Source organism: Brachybacterium sp. Z12 (assembly GCF_014400405.1).
Lineage (GTDB): Bacteria > Actinomycetota > Actinomycetes > Actinomycetales > Dermabacteraceae > Brachybacterium.
In genome coordinates this window covers 1357365-1372838 of the sequence record NZ_CP060496.1, presented here as the reverse complement: position 1 = coordinate 1372838, position 15474 = coordinate 1357365, and the positions used below count along the sequence as shown (strand labels likewise).

General features: G+C 68.1%; 17 protein-coding genes and 2 pseudogenes. 12 read left to right on the top strand and 7 right to left on the bottom strand.

The window, feature by feature from the left end; all coding sequences use genetic code 11:
• Positions 1–34: 34 nt before the first annotated feature.
• The 3 genes from H3H54_RS07335 to dnaK all read right to left on the bottom strand — a co-directional run bounded on the left by H3H54_RS07335 (position 35) and on the right by dnaK (position 3858).
• Positions 35–1039 carry a DnaJ C-terminal domain-containing protein gene (locus H3H54_RS07335; protein WP_262426097.1) on the bottom strand — a complete coding sequence of 335 codons (1005 nt, stop codon included), beginning with the start codon at positions 1037–1039 and terminating at the stop codon, positions 35–37.
• Positions 1040–1321: 282 nt separating this feature from the next.
• A complete protein-coding gene (locus H3H54_RS07330; protein WP_262426096.1) occupies positions 1322–1996 on the bottom strand; it encodes a nucleotide exchange factor GrpE in 675 nt (224 codons plus the stop codon).
• A complete protein-coding gene (dnaK, locus tag H3H54_RS07325) occupies positions 1996–3858 on the bottom strand; it encodes a molecular chaperone DnaK (RefSeq protein ID WP_262426095.1) in 1863 nt (620 codons plus the stop codon). The genes H3H54_RS07330 and dnaK overlap by 1 nt, the downstream gene beginning before the upstream one ends.
• A 334-nt stretch (positions 3859–4192) precedes the next feature.
• On the opposite strand from dnaK, the pseudogene H3H54_RS19545 reads away from it, so the two are divergent.
• Both H3H54_RS19545 and H3H54_RS07315 read left to right on the top strand, forming a co-directional pair.
• Positions 4193–4587 (top strand): annotated as a pseudogene (locus tag H3H54_RS19545) (MmcQ/YjbR family DNA-binding protein).
• Positions 4588–4985: 398 nt separating this feature from the next.
• Positions 4986–6104, top strand: coding sequence for an MFS transporter (locus tag H3H54_RS07315; RefSeq protein ID WP_262426094.1), 1119 nt, complete (start codon positions 4986–4988; stop codon positions 6102–6104).
• 74 nt (positions 6105–6178) lie between these two features.
• On the opposite strand, the gene H3H54_RS07310 is transcribed toward H3H54_RS07315, so the two are convergent.
• On the bottom strand, positions 6179–6682 hold the full coding sequence (locus tag H3H54_RS07310) for a flavin reductase family protein (protein ID WP_262426093.1): 504 nt from the start codon (positions 6680–6682) through the stop codon (positions 6179–6181).
• 213 nt (positions 6683–6895) lie between these two features.
• Between H3H54_RS07310 and H3H54_RS07305 the strand changes: the two genes are divergently transcribed.
• The 3 genes from H3H54_RS07305 to H3H54_RS07295 are packed head-to-tail and all read left to right on the top strand — an operon-like array spanning position 6896 to position 7946.
• Positions 6896–7072 (top strand): hypothetical protein, encoded by a 177-nt coding sequence (locus H3H54_RS07305; protein WP_262426092.1) that lies wholly within the window; start codon positions 6896–6898, stop codon positions 7070–7072.
• Between the two features lie 9 nt (positions 7073–7081).
• The gene (locus tag H3H54_RS07300; protein WP_262426091.1) at positions 7082–7777 is read left to right on the top strand and encodes an endonuclease/exonuclease/phosphatase family protein; all 696 of its coding nucleotides are present in this window, start codon (positions 7082–7084) and stop codon (positions 7775–7777) included.
• Positions 7728–7946: a hypothetical protein gene (locus H3H54_RS07295; RefSeq protein ID WP_262426090.1), complete on the top strand. Its 219-nt coding sequence runs from the start codon at positions 7728–7730 to the stop codon at positions 7944–7946. Before H3H54_RS07300 ends, H3H54_RS07295 begins: the two co-directional genes overlap by 50 nt.
• 13 nt (positions 7947–7959) lie before the next feature.
• On the opposite strand, the gene H3H54_RS07290 is transcribed toward H3H54_RS07295, so the two are convergent.
• On the bottom strand, positions 7960–8658 hold the full coding sequence (locus H3H54_RS07290) for a DNA alkylation repair protein (RefSeq protein WP_262426089.1): 699 nt from the start codon (positions 8656–8658) through the stop codon (positions 7960–7962).
• Positions 8659–8723: 65 nt separating this feature from the next.
• On the opposite strand from H3H54_RS07290, the gene H3H54_RS07285 reads away from it, so the two are divergent.
• A complete protein-coding gene (locus H3H54_RS07285; RefSeq protein WP_262426088.1) occupies positions 8724–9074 on the top strand; it encodes an HIT domain-containing protein in 351 nt (116 codons plus the stop codon).
• 7 nt (positions 9075–9081) lie between these two features.
• On the opposite strand, the gene H3H54_RS18795 is transcribed toward H3H54_RS07285, so the two are convergent.
• Positions 9082–9228 (bottom strand): GNAT family N-acetyltransferase, encoded by a 147-nt coding sequence (locus H3H54_RS18795; RefSeq protein ID WP_316249209.1) that lies wholly within the window; start codon positions 9226–9228, stop codon positions 9082–9084.
• Positions 9171–9554 carry a GNAT family N-acetyltransferase gene (locus H3H54_RS07280; RefSeq protein ID WP_316249154.1) on the bottom strand — a complete coding sequence of 128 codons (384 nt, stop codon included), beginning with the start codon at positions 9552–9554 and terminating at the stop codon, positions 9171–9173. Before H3H54_RS07280 ends, H3H54_RS18795 begins: the two co-directional genes overlap by 58 nt.
• A 55-nt stretch (positions 9555–9609) precedes the next feature.
• Here H3H54_RS07280 and H3H54_RS07275 point away from each other — a divergent pair, with 55 nt between their 5' ends.
• From H3H54_RS07275 to prpB, 6 genes and pseudogenes are all read left to right on the top strand, one after another.
• Positions 9610–10449: a spermidine synthase gene (locus tag H3H54_RS07275; protein WP_262426087.1), complete on the top strand. Its 840-nt coding sequence runs from the start codon at positions 9610–9612 to the stop codon at positions 10447–10449.
• 69 nt (positions 10450–10518) lie between these two features.
• Positions 10519–11166 carry a DUF6318 family protein gene (locus tag H3H54_RS07270; protein ID WP_262426086.1) on the top strand — a complete coding sequence of 216 codons (648 nt, stop codon included), beginning with the start codon at positions 10519–10521 and terminating at the stop codon, positions 11164–11166.
• A gap of 265 nt (positions 11167–11431) precedes the next feature.
• Positions 11432–12214, top strand: coding sequence for a PKD domain-containing protein (locus H3H54_RS07265; RefSeq protein WP_262426085.1), 783 nt, complete (start codon positions 11432–11434; stop codon positions 12212–12214).
• A 110-nt stretch (positions 12215–12324) separates the two neighbouring features.
• Positions 12325–13023: a GntR family transcriptional regulator gene (locus H3H54_RS07260; protein ID WP_262426084.1), complete on the top strand. Its 699-nt coding sequence runs from the start codon at positions 12325–12327 to the stop codon at positions 13021–13023.
• Positions 13020–14536, top strand: a pseudogene (locus tag H3H54_RS07255) (MmgE/PrpD family protein). Before H3H54_RS07260 ends, H3H54_RS07255 begins: the two are co-directional and overlap by 4 nt.
• A complete protein-coding gene (prpB, locus tag H3H54_RS07250) occupies positions 14536–15474 on the top strand; it encodes a methylisocitrate lyase (protein ID WP_262426083.1) in 939 nt (312 codons plus the stop codon). Before H3H54_RS07255 ends, prpB begins: the two are co-directional and overlap by 1 nt.

Below are 15474 nucleotides of genomic sequence, written 5' to 3'. Positions count from 1 at the left end.
TGCGGGGGCCTCATCGTCCGGGCCCAGGCCCGGGTCAGCGGGCGGCGGCCTCGCTGAGGCCGGCGCGCGGATCCTCGTCGGCCAGCGCTGAGCGGAGGTCCTCGATCGCCTGCTTCGCCGCGCCTTCGACGTGGGTGGGGACCGCGACCTGCACGGTGACGTGGAGGTCACCCGTCTTCTTCTTGGTGACCAGTCCCTTCCCGCGCACCCTCAGGGTGCGGCCGGAGGGGGTGCCGGGCGGGACCTTCACCGAGACGGAGTCGCCGTCCAGCAGCGGGACCGCCACGGTGGTGCCCAGCACGGCTTCGTCGAAGGAGATCGGCACCGTGATGCGCAGGTTCGTGCCCTCGGCGCTCCAGACCGGGTGCTCCTCGACGTCGAGGGTCAGCAGCAGATCGCCGGCGGGGGCCCCGCCGGGACCGGGACGGCCCTTGCCGCGCAGGCGGATCTTCTGCCCGTCATGCACTCCCGCAGGGATGCGGGTGGTGACCGTGCGACCGTCGACCGTCAGCCGCAGATCGGTGCCCAGCGCCGCGTCGCGGAAGCTGATGCGGGTCCGTGCGGAGGTGTCGGAGCCCTTCGCCGGGGCGCGGTTCGGGGCGAACCCGGCCGGGCCCCCACCGCCGAAGCCTCCGGCCTGGCCGCCGAACATCTTCAGCAGATCGTCGATATCGGGGTTGGCGCCGCCGCCGGGAGCGGGACGAGCGCCGGGGTGGCCGCCGCCGCCGAACATCGAGGAGAAGACGTCCTCGAAGCCGGCGCCGCCGGGGCCACCCTGGCCGGCGGAGAAGCGCGCGCCGCCGGAGCCCATGGCCCGGATCGCGTCGTACTGCTGGCGCTGCTCGTCGTCGGTGAGGACCGAGTAGGCCTCGCCGATCTCCTTGAACTTCTCCTCGGCCTTGGGATTGTCAGGGTGATGATCAGGGTGGTGCTTGCGGGCCTGTGTGCGGTAGGCCTTCTTGATGTCCTGCGCGCTCGCGTCCTTGGAGACGCCGAGGACCGCGTAGAAGTCCTTGTCGAGCCAGTCCTGTTGGGACATGCGCGTCTCCTTCCGGGAGCGTCAGCTGTTTCGTCGTGTCCTACGGGGGACGGGCGCGGGGCCTGCCGGCTCATGGCCGACGGGCCCCGCACCGCGTCATGGGGGTGGTGGTACCCCTCAGGTTCTGCCTTCTCCCTGATCTCCTGCCGTTCGCCAGCTCACAGCACGTCGATCAGGCGGTATCGACTGCCTGATCTCCTGCCGTTCGCGAGCTCACAGCACGTCGATCAGGCGGTATCGACTGCCTGATCTCCTGCCGTTCGCCAGCTCACAGCACGTCGATCAGGCGGGGCCCCGGGTGCCGACCCGGGCGGGTCGGAGGATGCGGTCGTGCATCGCGTAGCCGGGCTGCATGACCAGCGAGATCGTCGCGGTCTGGACGTCGTCGGCGTCCTCGTGCATCAGCGCCTCGTGGAGGTTCGGATCGAACTGCTCCCCGACCGCGCCGAAGCGCTTCAGCCCGTGCGAGCCGAGCACCTCCTCGAGCTTCTGGGCGATCGAGTGGAACGGGGTGCCCTCGGGGATGTCGCCGTGCTGGCGGCCCAGCTCCACATCGTCGAGCACGCCGATCAGCGAGCCGAGGACGCGGGCCACTGCCGCCTCCTTGCTCACCTCTGCCGCGCCCTCGATGCGCCGGCGGGAGTTGACGTACTCCGCCTGCTCGCGCTTGAGCTGCTCGGTCAGCTCGATGACCTGACCCTCCAGCTCCGCAACACGGCCGGCGTCGGCCGGGACGGAGTCGTCCCCGCCCTGCGCCGCCTGCTCGAAGAGCTTCGCCGCCTCGGCATCGATCGGATCCACAGGCTCAGCCGAGCCCTGACCCTCTGCCGCGGGGGTGGCCCCCGAGGAGCGGACGGAGCCGTCCTCGGGGTTCACCTTGCGCTTGTCGGTGAAGGAGAACCTCGGCTCACCCTCAGGACGCTCCGCGTCGTCAGGAGTGCTCCGGTCCTCGGTCATCACTTCTGCTCCTCGTCCTCGTCCACGATCTCGGCGTCGACCACGTCGTCATCGTCGGACGACTCGGCGGTCCCACCCTCAGCGCCCTCGGCGCCCTCAGCGCCCTCAGCCTGGGAGTAGATCGCGGTGCCCACGGCCTGCAGCGCCTCGTTGAGGGCGTCGCGCTTGCCCTCGAGGTCCTCGGTGGAGGAGTCCTCGCTGGCCAGTGCGTCCTTGGCCTCCTTGATGGCGTCCTCGGACTTGGTCTTGTCCGCGTCCTCGATCTTGTCCGCGTTGTCCTTCAGCAGCTTCTCGCCCTGGTAGACGAGCTGCTCGAGGGTGTTGCGGGCGTCGGCGTTCTTGCGGCGCTCCTCGTCCTCGGCGGCGTGGGTCTCGGCGTCCTTCACCATGCGGTCGATGTCCTCATCGGACAGAGCCGAGCCACCGGTGATCTGGATGGACTGCTCGTTGCCGGTGCCGCGGTCCTTGGCGGTCACGTGCACGATGCCGTTGGAGTCGATGTCGAAGGTGACCTCGACCTGCGGGATGCCGCGGGGTGCCGGGGCGATTCCGGTCAGCTCGAAGGTGCCGAGCATCTTGTTGTCCCGGGTGAACTGACGCTCGCCCTGGAACACCTGGATCGCCACGGAGGGCTGGTTGTCCTCAGCGGTGGAGAACACCTCGGAGGTCTTGGTAGGGATGGCCGCGTTGCGCTCGATGAGCTTGGTCATCACGCCGCCCTTGGTCTCGATGCCGAGGGAGAGCGGGGTGACGTCCATGAGCAGGACGTCCTTGCGCTCACCCTTGATGACGGCTGCCTGCAGCGCGGCACCCACGGCGACGACCTCGTCCGGGTTCACGGACTTGTTGGGCTCCTTGCCACCGGTGAGGGCCTTCACGACCTCGGTGACGGCCGGCATGCGGGTCGAGCCGCCGACGAGGACCACGTGGTCGATGTCGGAGACGGAGACGCCCGCATCCTTGATGACCTGGTGGAAGGGTGCCTTGGTGCGCTCGAGCAGATCCGAGGTCATGTCCTCGAACTGGGCACGGGTGAGCTTCTCATCCAGGTGCAGCGGGCCGTTCTCGGTCATCGACAGGTACTGCAGCGAGATCGAGGTGGAGGTCGAGGCGCTGAGCTCCTTCTTGGCCTGCTCAGCAGCTTCCTTCAGGCGCTGGAGGGCGATCCTGTCCTTGGACAGATCCACCCCGTCCTTGTTCTTGACCTGAGAGACCAGCCAGTCCACGACCTTCTGGTCCCAGTCGTCGCCGCCGAGGCGGTTGTCACCGGCGGTGGCCTGGACCTGGATGGTGGAGCCCTCCTCATCCTTGCTCACCTCGAGCAGGGAGACATCGAAGGTGCCGCCGCCGAGGTCGAAGACCAGGATCTGCTCGTCGTCCTTGCCCTTCTCCAGGCCGTAGGCGAGAGCGGCAGCGGTGGGCTCGTTGATGATGCGCAGGACGTTCAGGCCCGCGATGGTGCCGGCGTCCTTGGTGGCCTGACGCTCGGAGTCCGAGAAGTAGGCGGGGACGGTGATGACCGCATCGGTCACGGCCTCGCCCAGGTAGGACTCGGCGTCCTTCTTGAGCTTGCCGAGGGTGCGCGCGGAGATCTCCTGCGGGGTGTACTTCTTCTCGTCGATCTCCTTGCTCCAGTCGGTGCCCATGTGGCGCTTGACGGAGGCGATCGTGCGATCGACGTTGGTGACGGCCTGGCGCTTGGCGACCTCGCCGACGAGGACATCGCCCTGCTTGGAGAAGGCGACGACCGACGGGGTGGTGCGCGAGCCCTCGGCATTCGCGATGACCGTGGGCTGACCGCCTTCGAGGACGGCGACGGCGGAGTTGGTGGTACCGAGGTCGATTCCGACGACACGGGACATGGGTGCCTGCCTTTCTACGGCGGATGCGCCGCAACGAGTTCATGCGCTGCCGGCCACTGGGCCGACGGCAAGACTTGAGCTGTACGCACTCAAGTAGAGAACTCGTCGCGACTGTTGTCAATCCAGAGGATCCAAACTTGAGTACACCTCACTCAACTTTGCGGGGGTCAGGTCCATTCCCGCTTCATCCCGGAGTGACACAGAACACGATGACAGCCATGGATCACTCCCAGGCGGAGAGGACGCGCCGGGCCGATCGAGGCGTTGCGCGAAAAGAGCCACTGCGTCAGACGACGAGCCGCCCGGACTCCACTCGCGCGGCAGGAGGACTGACATGGACGGCATCGCACTGCAGGACATCGCCCGCGCCCGCGCCGAGGAACTGCCTGCCGCCGAGATGACCCACCCCTTCGGGCCGGAGTACGACGTGGCGAAGGCCGTCGGCCGGATGTTCCTCCTGCTCACCGGAGTGCGCGGGGTTCCGGTGGTGGTGCTGAAGGCGGAGCCGCGGGACTCCGTGGCGCTACGCCAGGCACATCCGGACATCACCCCGGCTATCACATGAACAAGCGCCACTGGATCACCCTCGAACCCGGAGGAGGCCTCGACGCAGAGTTCGTGCGGGAGCTCGTGACCGACTCGTACCTGCTGGTCGTCGATGGCCTCCCCCGCGCGAAGCGCCCGGTGGATCCGGACTCTTTCCTCGCGTCCGAGCCCGAGCGAGGATGACGGAACGGGGCGGTCGGCAAGGGGATCGGCAAGGCGGAACGGTCCAGATCGCGCCGGGCGGGTTCACGAGATGGAGCTGAGGAGACGGTGCTCTGCATGGTGCAGGGCGCCGTCCCCTCAGCTCCATCTGGTGGCCGGCACGGGACCGGGCGGAGCGCGCCTGGACCACGATGGAGCTCGGCAACGGCTGACGACCGCGGGGTGAGCGACGCGCGCACGGGCCGCGGGCTTCGGGACCGCCTGTGTCACGCCGAGCAGGCTGGGGTCTCTGCGCCCAGCTGCAGACCTCACGGCCTCGGCGTTAGCCTTCGAGCCATGTCTCTTCCTCCCGAGCGAACTTTCGCGCCCGTCTCCCCCGCCGATATGCAGTGAACGGTTCGGCCCTGCGCGCTCCGGGCATGCCCCTGCTCATCGCCATGACCGTTCTGGGGTTCTCCGGGTACGCGGCTCTGCTGCCGGTCGCACCGCTGTGGGCGGTCCACGGGGGCGCCGGCTCCGTCGGCGCCGGACTGGTCAACGGCGTGCTCATGCTCTTCACCGTCCTCACCCAGCTGGTCGTTCCCGCCGCCTTGCGCCGCTTCGGATGGTCACCTGTGCTGGCTGCCGGGGTGCTGCTGCTGGGCCTGCCTGCGGGCGCCTTCGCTCTCAGCGACGACCTCCTGCCCGTGCTCGCGCTGTCGGCGGTGCGCGGTCTGGGCTTCGGGGTGCTCACCGTGACCGGCAGCGCTCTGGTCGCGGAGCTGGTCGAACCTGCCCGCCGGGGCAAGGCGATCGGCGTGTACGGACTAGCGATCGCCGGTCCACAGGTGCTCTTCGTCTCCGGCGGACCGTGGATCGTGGAGAACCTCGGCTTCGGGCTGATCTTCGCGCTCGGGATGCTGCCCGCGGCGGGCGTGGTGCCGGCGATCATCCTGGGCCGACGGATCGAGCGCGCCCCCACCTCGCGGGAACGGCCGCCCTATCTGCAGCTGCTACGACCGATGGTGCTGCTGCTGGCAGTCACCCTGGCCGGTGGCGCCCTGATCACCTTCATGGCGCCGATGAGCGACAGCGCGGGTCTGAGCACGCTCGCCCTGCTGTGCATGACGGTGACCGCGGCGCTGGCCCGCTGGCGAGCGGGCGGGCTGTCCGACATGTTCGGGCCGCAGGCGTTCATCTGGCCGCTGGTCATCATCACCAGCGTCGGCATGGCCGTCCTCGCCTGGGCAGTACGCGACCCCCAGGCCACCGATGTGCTGGCCCTGCTGGCCGGAGCGACGCTGGTGGGCATCAGCTACGGCGCCCTGCAGAACCTCACCCTGGTGGTGGCGTTCCAGGCCGTCAGCCGCCCGCACTACGGCTCGGCCAGTGCGGTGTGGAACATCGGTTTCGACGCCGGGACGGGCCTGGGCGCGGTAATGATCGGGATGATCGCCAGCGGCTCGTCCTTCAGCACGGCCCTGCTGGTCGGCGGCGCCCTCTCCCTGCTGACCCTGCCGCTCGCGCTCCGCCGTCCGCGAGGCTCGGTCGCAGCGTAGGTCAGCGAGCCGTGCTCATGACGAGCGAGAACCTACAGCTCAGAGTCGGCGGCGAGGCGGTGTCGAAGGCCCGTTCAATCCGGGCGGCGCATGTCGAAGCGGTGGGCCTCATCGATCCCGAAGTACGCGGTCGGCCCGCCGCCGCGCAGCACCGGCTGGGCCGCGGCGGTGTCGAAGACTCCCTCGACCAGCAGCGACTCCTCGATATGGACGCCCACGACCTCTCCGACGACGAACCAGGACCCCGAGGCTCTGCCGGAGGCGGCCTGGAGGTCGACGATCTGGGTGACGCGGCATTCGAAGGTCACCGCCGAGGCGGCGACCCGTGGCGCGGTGATCTCCGACGAGTCCGCGGCCTCCAGTCCTGCGGCGTCGAACTCGTCGACGTCGGCGGTGGTCGAGGTGACGTTCATCTGTGCGGCCAGGTCGCGCGTGACCAGGTTCCAGGTGAACTCACCCGAGTCCCGGCAGTTGGCGACGGTGCCCTTCCAACCGTTGCTGGAGAATCCGACGAGCGGGGGCTGGTAGTTCAGGGCGTTGAAGAACGAGTACGGGGCGAGATTCCGCCGCCCCCGCACCCACCGTGGCGATCCAGCCGATCGGCCGCGGCGCGATGATCGCGTTGAAGGGATCGTGCGGCAGCCTATGGCCCTCAGAGGGCCGGTAGAAGTGGGTCATAGCCCCATCCTCCGCCATGGGCCGCGGGCAGCACCCGGGGCCGTATGACGGCGCGCCTCTGACCGCTGTCGAGGCTGCGGCGGCTGGCGGCCCTGCCGGTCTACGCTCCTCGGGTGAGCACCGCAGAGCACTCCTCCTCGTCCTCGGCGCCCCACCGGGCGGACCCCAGGCTCCGACGGCGCACGGGCCGCACGGCCCTCGCCGTGCTGGGCTGGATCCTGCTCGTGCCGGCGGGGCTCGCTGCGGCGGTGCTGATCGTGCTGAGACTGTTCACCGAGCTGCACACCTGACATCCCCTCATGATCGCCACCTCCACATTCATCCCGCTGCTGTGGATCCCGGTGCTGATCTCCTGCCTCGGCCTGCTGCTGGTGCTGCGCGACCGCTGGCGGATCCTCGGCGCCGTGGTCCTGATCGCGGCGATGACGGTGTGCGCGTGGCCGATGCTGCCCGGGCCGGAGCGCTCCGACGCTCCCATCGCCGTCGGCAGCACTTTGAGCGTGCTCTCGCTGAACCTCCAGTACGGCCGCGCGGACATCGACGAGCTCTCCTCCCTCCTCACCGAGGACGTCGATGTGCTCGCGCTGCAGGAGTACACCCCGGCCTTCGAGGAGGAGCTCGCCTCAGCCGGTGTGCTCGAGCAGTTCCCGCATCAGGCCGGCACCGCGGCGGAGGGCGCCGCCGGCTCGGCGCTCCTGTCACGCACTCCGATCGAGCTGAGCGCCCAGGCAGAGGGCACCGTGTTCGAGAACCTGATCGCAACCACCACCGTCGAGGGCACGGACTGGCACATCGGCGTGATCCATACGGCGCCCCCGCAGGTGGGCGCCGATGCCTGGGCCGGGGATGCAGCTGCAGTGCGGGAGCTCGCCGAGCCGTACCTCGAAGAGAACCTGTTGCTGGTCGGGGACTTCAACGCGATCGAGCAGCCACACGATGCGGGAGATGACCGCCAGCGGCGACCTGCGCGATCTGGCCGCCCGGCGACCGGGTGAGGGTGTGCGGTGGCACCCGACCTGGCCCGTGAACAGCAGGATCCCCTCGTTCGCCCGGATCGACCACGCCCTCGCCTCCGATGACGTGCTCGGTGAGGTGTCCAGCTTCGAGGCGGTCTCCGGCTCCGACCACAAGGCGCTGCTCGTCGAGGTCGCAGCGGTGCAGTGAGAGGGGCGCCCGCTCAGCCGGCGCGTCCGCGCCTCACCATCTCGTCGATCCAGATCGGCGCGAAGGGTGAGGTGCAGTTCGGCGGCGTCGGATAGTCCTTGAGGACCTCCAGGCGCTCCCCGATGCTCCGTGCCCGGTTCCGCAGTGCAGGATTCGTGATGCCGATCTGGGCCAGGCACGTGTTCATCGCCCACTGCAGCCGCTCCGGGGCATCCGCCATCTCGGCCTCGATCTGATCCAGCAGGGCGACCTGGTCGATCCCCTCGGGCTTCTTCACCACCCGATCGCTGGTCAGTGCCCATCCGGCGCTCGCGACCACCGGGTCGGGGTCAGCAAACCAGGCTTCGCGCAGCGTCTCGCTATGGGGGCCCTTCTGCACGAGGTAGTTCACGAGCCAGTCGTGGACCTTGGGGGTGCCGGCTGTGCGCAGCATCGCGTCGAGCTCGTCGTGCGCAAAGTGCGAAGGACGGGAGATGAGGATCGCGAGCAGTTTGGCGGCGGAGTCCTCCGAATCCCACAGTGCGCGGGCCAGCATGGGCTGCGCCTTCAGCCGCTTGGCGAGGGCGCGGAGCTTGGTGAGGTTCACGGCGTGGGTGTCGCCGTGCTTCTCGTTGACCGCGCGGATCCTCGGATCCGACAGGGCTTCCAGCTCGGCGAGCACTTCGCTCTTCGCCGCAGCGATCTCCTCGGGGCTGTGCTCCGTGGTCGTCATCGCCTCTCCTCTCCCCCACTGTTCGCTCACGAGCGTACGCCCGCGAGGTGTTGGATGATGAGCTCATGACTGCACGCACCACGACGTACTCGGGCACGGACTTCTACTGCGACGTCGCGATCCCGGATCCCGGGGCGCTGGACGTGGTGCATGAGGACGAGCTGGTGCTCGCCTACCACCACACGCGACCGTTCTGGCAGCAGCATATCGTGGTGGTGCCCAAGCGGCACATCAGCTCGTTCACCACGGCGGCCGTGGCTGACGAGGCTGATCTGCGTGCGCTGCTGAGCGTGGTGCAGCGGGTCGCCCGCGAGGTGGAGCTCGAGCACGGTGCGGCGGCGGTGCTCACGAACCTCGGCACGTATCAGGACTCCAAGCACCTGCACGTGCATGTGTATTCGGGCCCGCGGCGCTGATGCGCGCTCACAGCGTCAGTTTGCAGCCGACATGGCTCGGGACGTAGCCGAGCCTGTCGTAGAAGCGCTGAGCGTCGGTACGTGCGGCATCGGTGGTCAGCTGCGCGAGCTGCGCACCGTGCTCCCGTCCCCACTGATGGGCCCACTCGAACAGTGCCGTGCCCAGGCCGCTCCCCGGGTCGATCCGGCGACGCGGACGGCTTCGATCTGCAGCCGGGTCGCGCCGCCACGGGACAGGGAGGGAATCAGCGTGAGCTGCATCGTCGCGACGAGCGAGTCCTTCTCATCCCTCACCGCGATCAGCAGCTGGTTCTCATCGCGGTCGATCCGTGCGAAGGCCCGCTCATAGGACTCGAGGTCCAAGCTCTCGCGGTCCCGGCCGAGCACGTCGTCGGCCAGGAGCGCCACGAGCTGCGGAACGTCCTCCTTCTGGGCACGGGAGATGACGAAGCTGCGGTTTCCGATCTCGAGGGTGTGCATGTCCCTATTGTCGTCCCTGGTGAGCCCCAGTTCCGGCATCCCGCACAATGGCCTCATGGCCACCCAAGGTTTCCTTCCCGGCGCTCAGCGCACTGCCCAGCTGAGCTTCTCCGACCAGCCCGCGTGGATCGTCATGGATGAGGTCTCCGGCGGGTGGGCGCTGCAGATCGGTGGCGTGGAGCAGTCCCACGTCGATCTCGAGGACCCGACGCACATCGTGCACGAGTATCTGCGGCGGATGGCCAACGTGCTCGACGAGGCGTGGCCTCCCGGCGAACCGCTGCGGGTGGCGCATCTGGGTGGCGGTGCACTGACGCTCGCGCGGTACGTCCAGGCCACACGGCCCGGCTCCGCCCAGGTGGTGATCGAGATCGAGCGAGAGCTGCCCACGCTCGTCACCACAGCGCTACCGATGCCGGAGGGCACGGACCTCGAAGTGGTGATCGGCGATGCCCGCCAGCAGCTCGCCGCCATGGAGGGCCGACGCTTCGACGCGATCGTGCTGGACGTGTTCTCCGGCGAGGAGTCACCGAAGCATCTGGCCGCGAAGGATTTCTATCTCGAAGCGTTCTCGCACCTGGAGGACGACGGGATGCTGCTGGTCAACGTCGGTGATGATGCCGGGCAGCGCTTCCTCACCGCTCAAGTGCGCGAGCTCGAGGATGCCTCTGCAGAGGCTGGCCTCTCGGGGGTGTGGACACTGACCCATTCCTCGCTGCTGAGCACTCCCGCCGACGGGAACATGGTGCTGCTCGCCGGCGGTGGGCTCTCCTCGCCGGACATCGAACAGTGGCGTTCTGCCTGGTTGAAGGCTGGCCCTCACCCCGCAGCGGTGCTCGATCCGGCCGAGACCGTGGAAGCCTTCCGGAGCCGGAGTTATCCACAGCCGCGATGAACCGATGGCGAACCTGGGAGTTCCTGGATAACGTACCGGTGATCTGACACACTCCCGGAAGGCACCTCCATGCCCCGTCGCCTCCTCAGCGCCGCCGCTGCAGGCGCACTCCTCCTCGGTCTCGCCGCGTGCGGTGACGTCGAGGAAGGCCCCGTCACCACGGCCCCGCCCGAGATCAACGTCAACGGCCCCAGCGATGGCGGCGGAGACGCCGGACCAAGCGACGGAGGCGGCGAGGAGACGGACGAAGCAACCGCCGCAGCCCCCGACATCCCGCCGCCGGATCCTGCGGATTATGCGGGGATGGACGAGAAGACCGAAGACGGTGCGATCCAGGCGTTCCGGTACTACATCGCTGTGTCCATGTGGGCTCACCAAACTGGTGAAGACTCGGAGCTCTTGGAGCTTCAGACCGACGCATGCGAGGGATGCCCCGGGTTCAACGCCGAGCTTCCCAAGCTCCAAGAACAGGGTCTGTACTGGAGTGAATTCACTGTCCGTGACGTCAAGCTCACACCACACGATTCCGAGAACTTCGACTACGAGATCGGCTATTCTTTCACGATTCCGGATCACACGCGGCCAGATCCTGAATCCGGAGAACCAGTCGCGGTCGACCCTATCGAATACATTGCAGTAGGCGGACTAACCTGGTCGACAGACAGGTGGGTTACGGGTGGACTTTTGGCGGAATGGGGCTCCGATGTCCATAGCTAAAACCTATGCCGCCCGGCATTTGATGACACTTTTCGTCTTAGTGCTTTGTTTCGGCTATTTGCCAGCATCGCAGGCGGACGGAGCGGAGGGAACGGTAGGCACCGTTGGCGATGCCAGAATTGGGGCCGGGACAAAACAGGAGCACACCGACGCAGAGACTGGCGGCACCCCTCAGGAAGACACCTCCAACAGTTCGCCTGCGGCGGCCAGCGTCACTCACTACTACACGTCCCGCCTAGTTGCGAGCGGCACAGCCTCTAACTGCGTGACCGACCTCTCGGGCACGACTAATTGCGTAACCGACGAAAACTCGTGCGCCTCAAGCACGAACTACGAGATCCAGGAAGGCGCCAACGACATCGTCGTTGATCCTGGAGCCCAGTCATCATGGGATAGCGGTGATGACATGGTGCTGGTGCAGACACTTTTAGTCGACACCGCGGAGGGCACGGAAACTCCGCAGGGATTCCGCTGCATCCCTGCCAGCGACGTAGGTGCAGTCACCGAAGAGCCGGTCGTCATCACGGTGACCTTGAGCGATTTCAAATCGATGCCGGTCAAGCCTCTGCAGGCGAACGCCGGTCCAGCCGATGGCTGGCTCCCGGTGAACATGACGAACGTCCTCCACACCGACCCGGCGATCCAGGAGCTCAGCACAGAACTGCTGGACACCCCGGTCGCCATCCGCGCAATCCCTACCTCCTTCCACTGGGATCTCGGCGATGGGAACACCATCACCACCACCAACCCCGGCAAGCCCTACCCCTCCGAGACCGTCTCGGCGGCCTACACCCAGGAGGGCTGGTACGACATCACCCTCACCACCACCTTCTCCGGCCAGTTCTCCGTCAACGGCGGTGAGTGGCAGGACATCGACGGCACCATCGAGATCGCCTCCGACCCGGTACCGATCTACTCGAAGTCCCTCGAATCCAAACTCGTGAACTCCGACATCCCCCTCAACGAGGACGAGGACCCATGGTTGCCGGAGCGCACCGCCGACACCGAAGGGCCCCAGGATCCCGCCGCGCGTCACCGTACGATCTGACGGAACGATCCCCCGCCGCACCGCACATCCTGTATACACAGGGGTCAGGATCGTGCGGTCAGGCACGCTCGATCTGCACATTCACCACCCCGCTGTATACACTCGTTCCCATGCGTGCCGGTGACCGGGCCTACCGGGCCCTCCGTGAGGAGATCGTCGAAGGCATCCTCGCCCCTGGAACGATCCTCGGCGAGGTCGAGCAGTCCGCACGCCTGGGCGTCTCCCGCACCCCTCTCCGCGAAGCCATCTCCAGACTCGCCGCGGACGGGCTTGCAGCGCCCGCCACCGGGCGCGGAGTGATCGTCACCGCCGTCTCCCTCGCCGAAGCCCCGCAACTGTTCGATCTGCGCATCGCCCTAGAGACCCTCGCCGCCCGACGCGCCGCAGAACGCACCGCCGATCCCGTCGACGGCGCCGCACTGCGCGAGAGCTTCCACGACCTCGCCACCCGTTTCGATCAGACCACCGCGCAGCTCGCGGAAGGGGCCGAGCCCACCGCCTACTACGCCCTCACCTCAGAGCTCGATACAGCTCTCGACAGTGCGAGCGGCAACGCCTACCTGGCCGAGTCGCTGCGCGGTCTGCGGCTGCATCTGGGGCGCCTGCGCCGGCTGGCCCGCAACTCCCCCGCCCGGCTCGCCACCTCCGCCCAGGAGCACGCCGCGATCGCTCGGGCCATCGCGGCAGGCGATCCAGAGCTCGCGGCCGCGAGCACCGTCGTCCACCTCCACCACGCCCTCGCCCACCTGCAGAGCGAAGCTCACGACCCCACCGACCACACCTCGACCACCCAGGAGAGAACAGCATGAGAGACCACGCCGTCCGCGTCCACCGCTCCGACGAGAACCTGCCCCGCGAAGGCCAGCTGGCCTGGAAGATGGCCGAGGTCGCCGTCGATCCGGTCGAGGTCGAGGCTGATGTCGAAGAGATGATCATCAACCGGATCATCGACAACGCCTCGGTCGCCATCGCCTCCCTGAACCGTGCCCCGATCGTCTCGGCCCGCACCCAGGCGCTCAGCCACCCGGTCTCCACCGGCGGCTCGGGCGCGAGCATCTTCGGCATCTCCCAGCACTCCTCCCCCGAATGGGCCGCTTGGGCCAACGGTGTGGCCGTGCGTGAGCTCGACTATCACGACACCTTCCTCGCCGCGGACTACTCCCACCCCGGGGACAACATTCCCCCGGTCCTCGCCGTCGCCGAGCACACCGGCCGCTCCGGCCGCGACCTGATCCGCGGCCTCGCCACCGGCTACGAGCTGCAGGTGGATCTGGTGCGCGCGATCTGCCTGCACAAGCACAAGATCGACCACGTCGCCCACCTCGGCCCGTCGGCCGCCGCCGGTATCGGCACCCTGCTGGGTCTGGACACCGAGACGGTGTTCCAGGCCATCGGCCAGGCGCTGCACACCACCACCGCCACCCGTCAGTCCCGCAAGGGCGAGATCTCCACCTGGAAGGCCCACGCCCCTGCCTTCGCCGGGAAGCTGGCCGTCGAAGCGGCGGACAGGGCGATGCGCGGCCAGACCTCCCCGTGCCGATCTACGAGGGCGAGGACGGTGTGATCGCCTGGCTGCTGGACGGCCCCGAGGCGCGGTATACGGTGCCGCTGCCGGAGGCTGGTGAGCCCAAGCGCTCCATCCTGGACACCTACACCAAGGAACACTCCGCGGAGTACCAGGCGCAGGCCCTGATCGATCTTGCCCGCAAGCTGCACCATGAGCACCCCGAGGCCACCGACCCCGGCAACGTCGCCTCGATCCTGATCCGCACCTCGCACCACACCCACTACGTGATCGGCTCCGGAGCGAACGATCCGCAGAAGTACGATCCGACGGCCTCGCGCGAGACCCTCGACCACTCGATCCCGTACATCTTCACCGTCGCCCTGCAGGACGGCTCCTGGCATCACGTGGACTCCTACGCACCCGAGCGCGCCGCCCGCCCCGACACCGTGGCGTTGTGGCACAAGGTCACCACCGAGGAGGAGCCGGAGTGGACCCGCCGCTACCACTCGCTGGACCTCACCGAAAAGGCGTTCGGCGGCGCCGTGGTCATCACGCTGAAGGACGGCACCGTCATCGAGGACCAGATCGCGGTGGCCGATGCCCACCCGCAGGGCGCCCGCCCCTTCGCCCGGGAGCAGTACGTCGGCAAGTTCCGCGCCCTTGCCGACGGACTGGTCGAGCCGGCCGAGATCGAACGTTTCCTCGAAGCGGCCGCGAACCTCTCCCAGCTGCGTGCCGGTGAGCTGGGTCAGCTGAACATCCAGGCCGCGCCCGGCGTGATCGACGCGTCGGCCGGGCCGAAGGGCCTGTTCTGATGCTGTCCTCCACCACCACGCCGGCGCAGAAACGCCAGCACCTGCGCGCCCTGCTCACGCCCGGGGCTGCGCAGCCCTTCCCGGGCGCGTTCACGCCGCTGTCGGCGAAGCTCATCCAGGAGAAGGGCTTCCCCGGGGTGTACATCTCCGGGGCGGTGATCGCCAACGAGCTCGGACTGCCCGACGTGGGGCTGACGACCCTGAGCGAGGTCGCGGCCCGCGGCGGTCAGATCGCCCGCTCCACCGACCTGCCCTGCCTGATCGATGCCGATACCGGCTTCGGCGAACCGATGAACGTGGCCCGCACGATCCAGGAGCTCGAGGACGCCGGCCTCGCCGGCTGCCATATCGAGGACCAGGTCAACCCCAAGCGCTGCGGCCACCTCGACGGCAAGGCGATGGTGGATCTGGAGACCGCCACGAAGCGGATCCGGGCCGCGGCCGATGGCCGGCGTGACGAGAACTTCCTGGTGATGGCTCGCACCGACCTGCGCGCCACCGATGGGCTCGATGCAGCGATCGACCGGATGAAGGCGCTGGTGGACGCTGGGGCTGACGCGATCTTCCCCGAGGCTCTGAAGGACCTCTCCGAGTTCGAGCAGGTCTGCGCCGCGCTGGACGTGCCGGTGTTGGCGAACATGACCGAGTTCGGGAAGTCCGAGCTGTACACCCGTGAGCAGCTCGCATCGGCGGGCGTGGCGATGGTGATCTACCCGGTCACGCTGCTGCGCAGCGCGATGGGCGCCGCCGAGCGGGTGCTGGAGACGATCCTCGACGAGGGCACCCAGGAATCCCGGGTCCCGGAGATGCTCACTCGCGCCAGACTCTACGAACTGGTGGACTATGAGGGGTACAACCGTTTCGACGCCTCGGTGTTCGACTTCGAAGTACCCACCGCCCATCGCACCGACCAGACGCCGCCGTCGACCCAGGAGTGA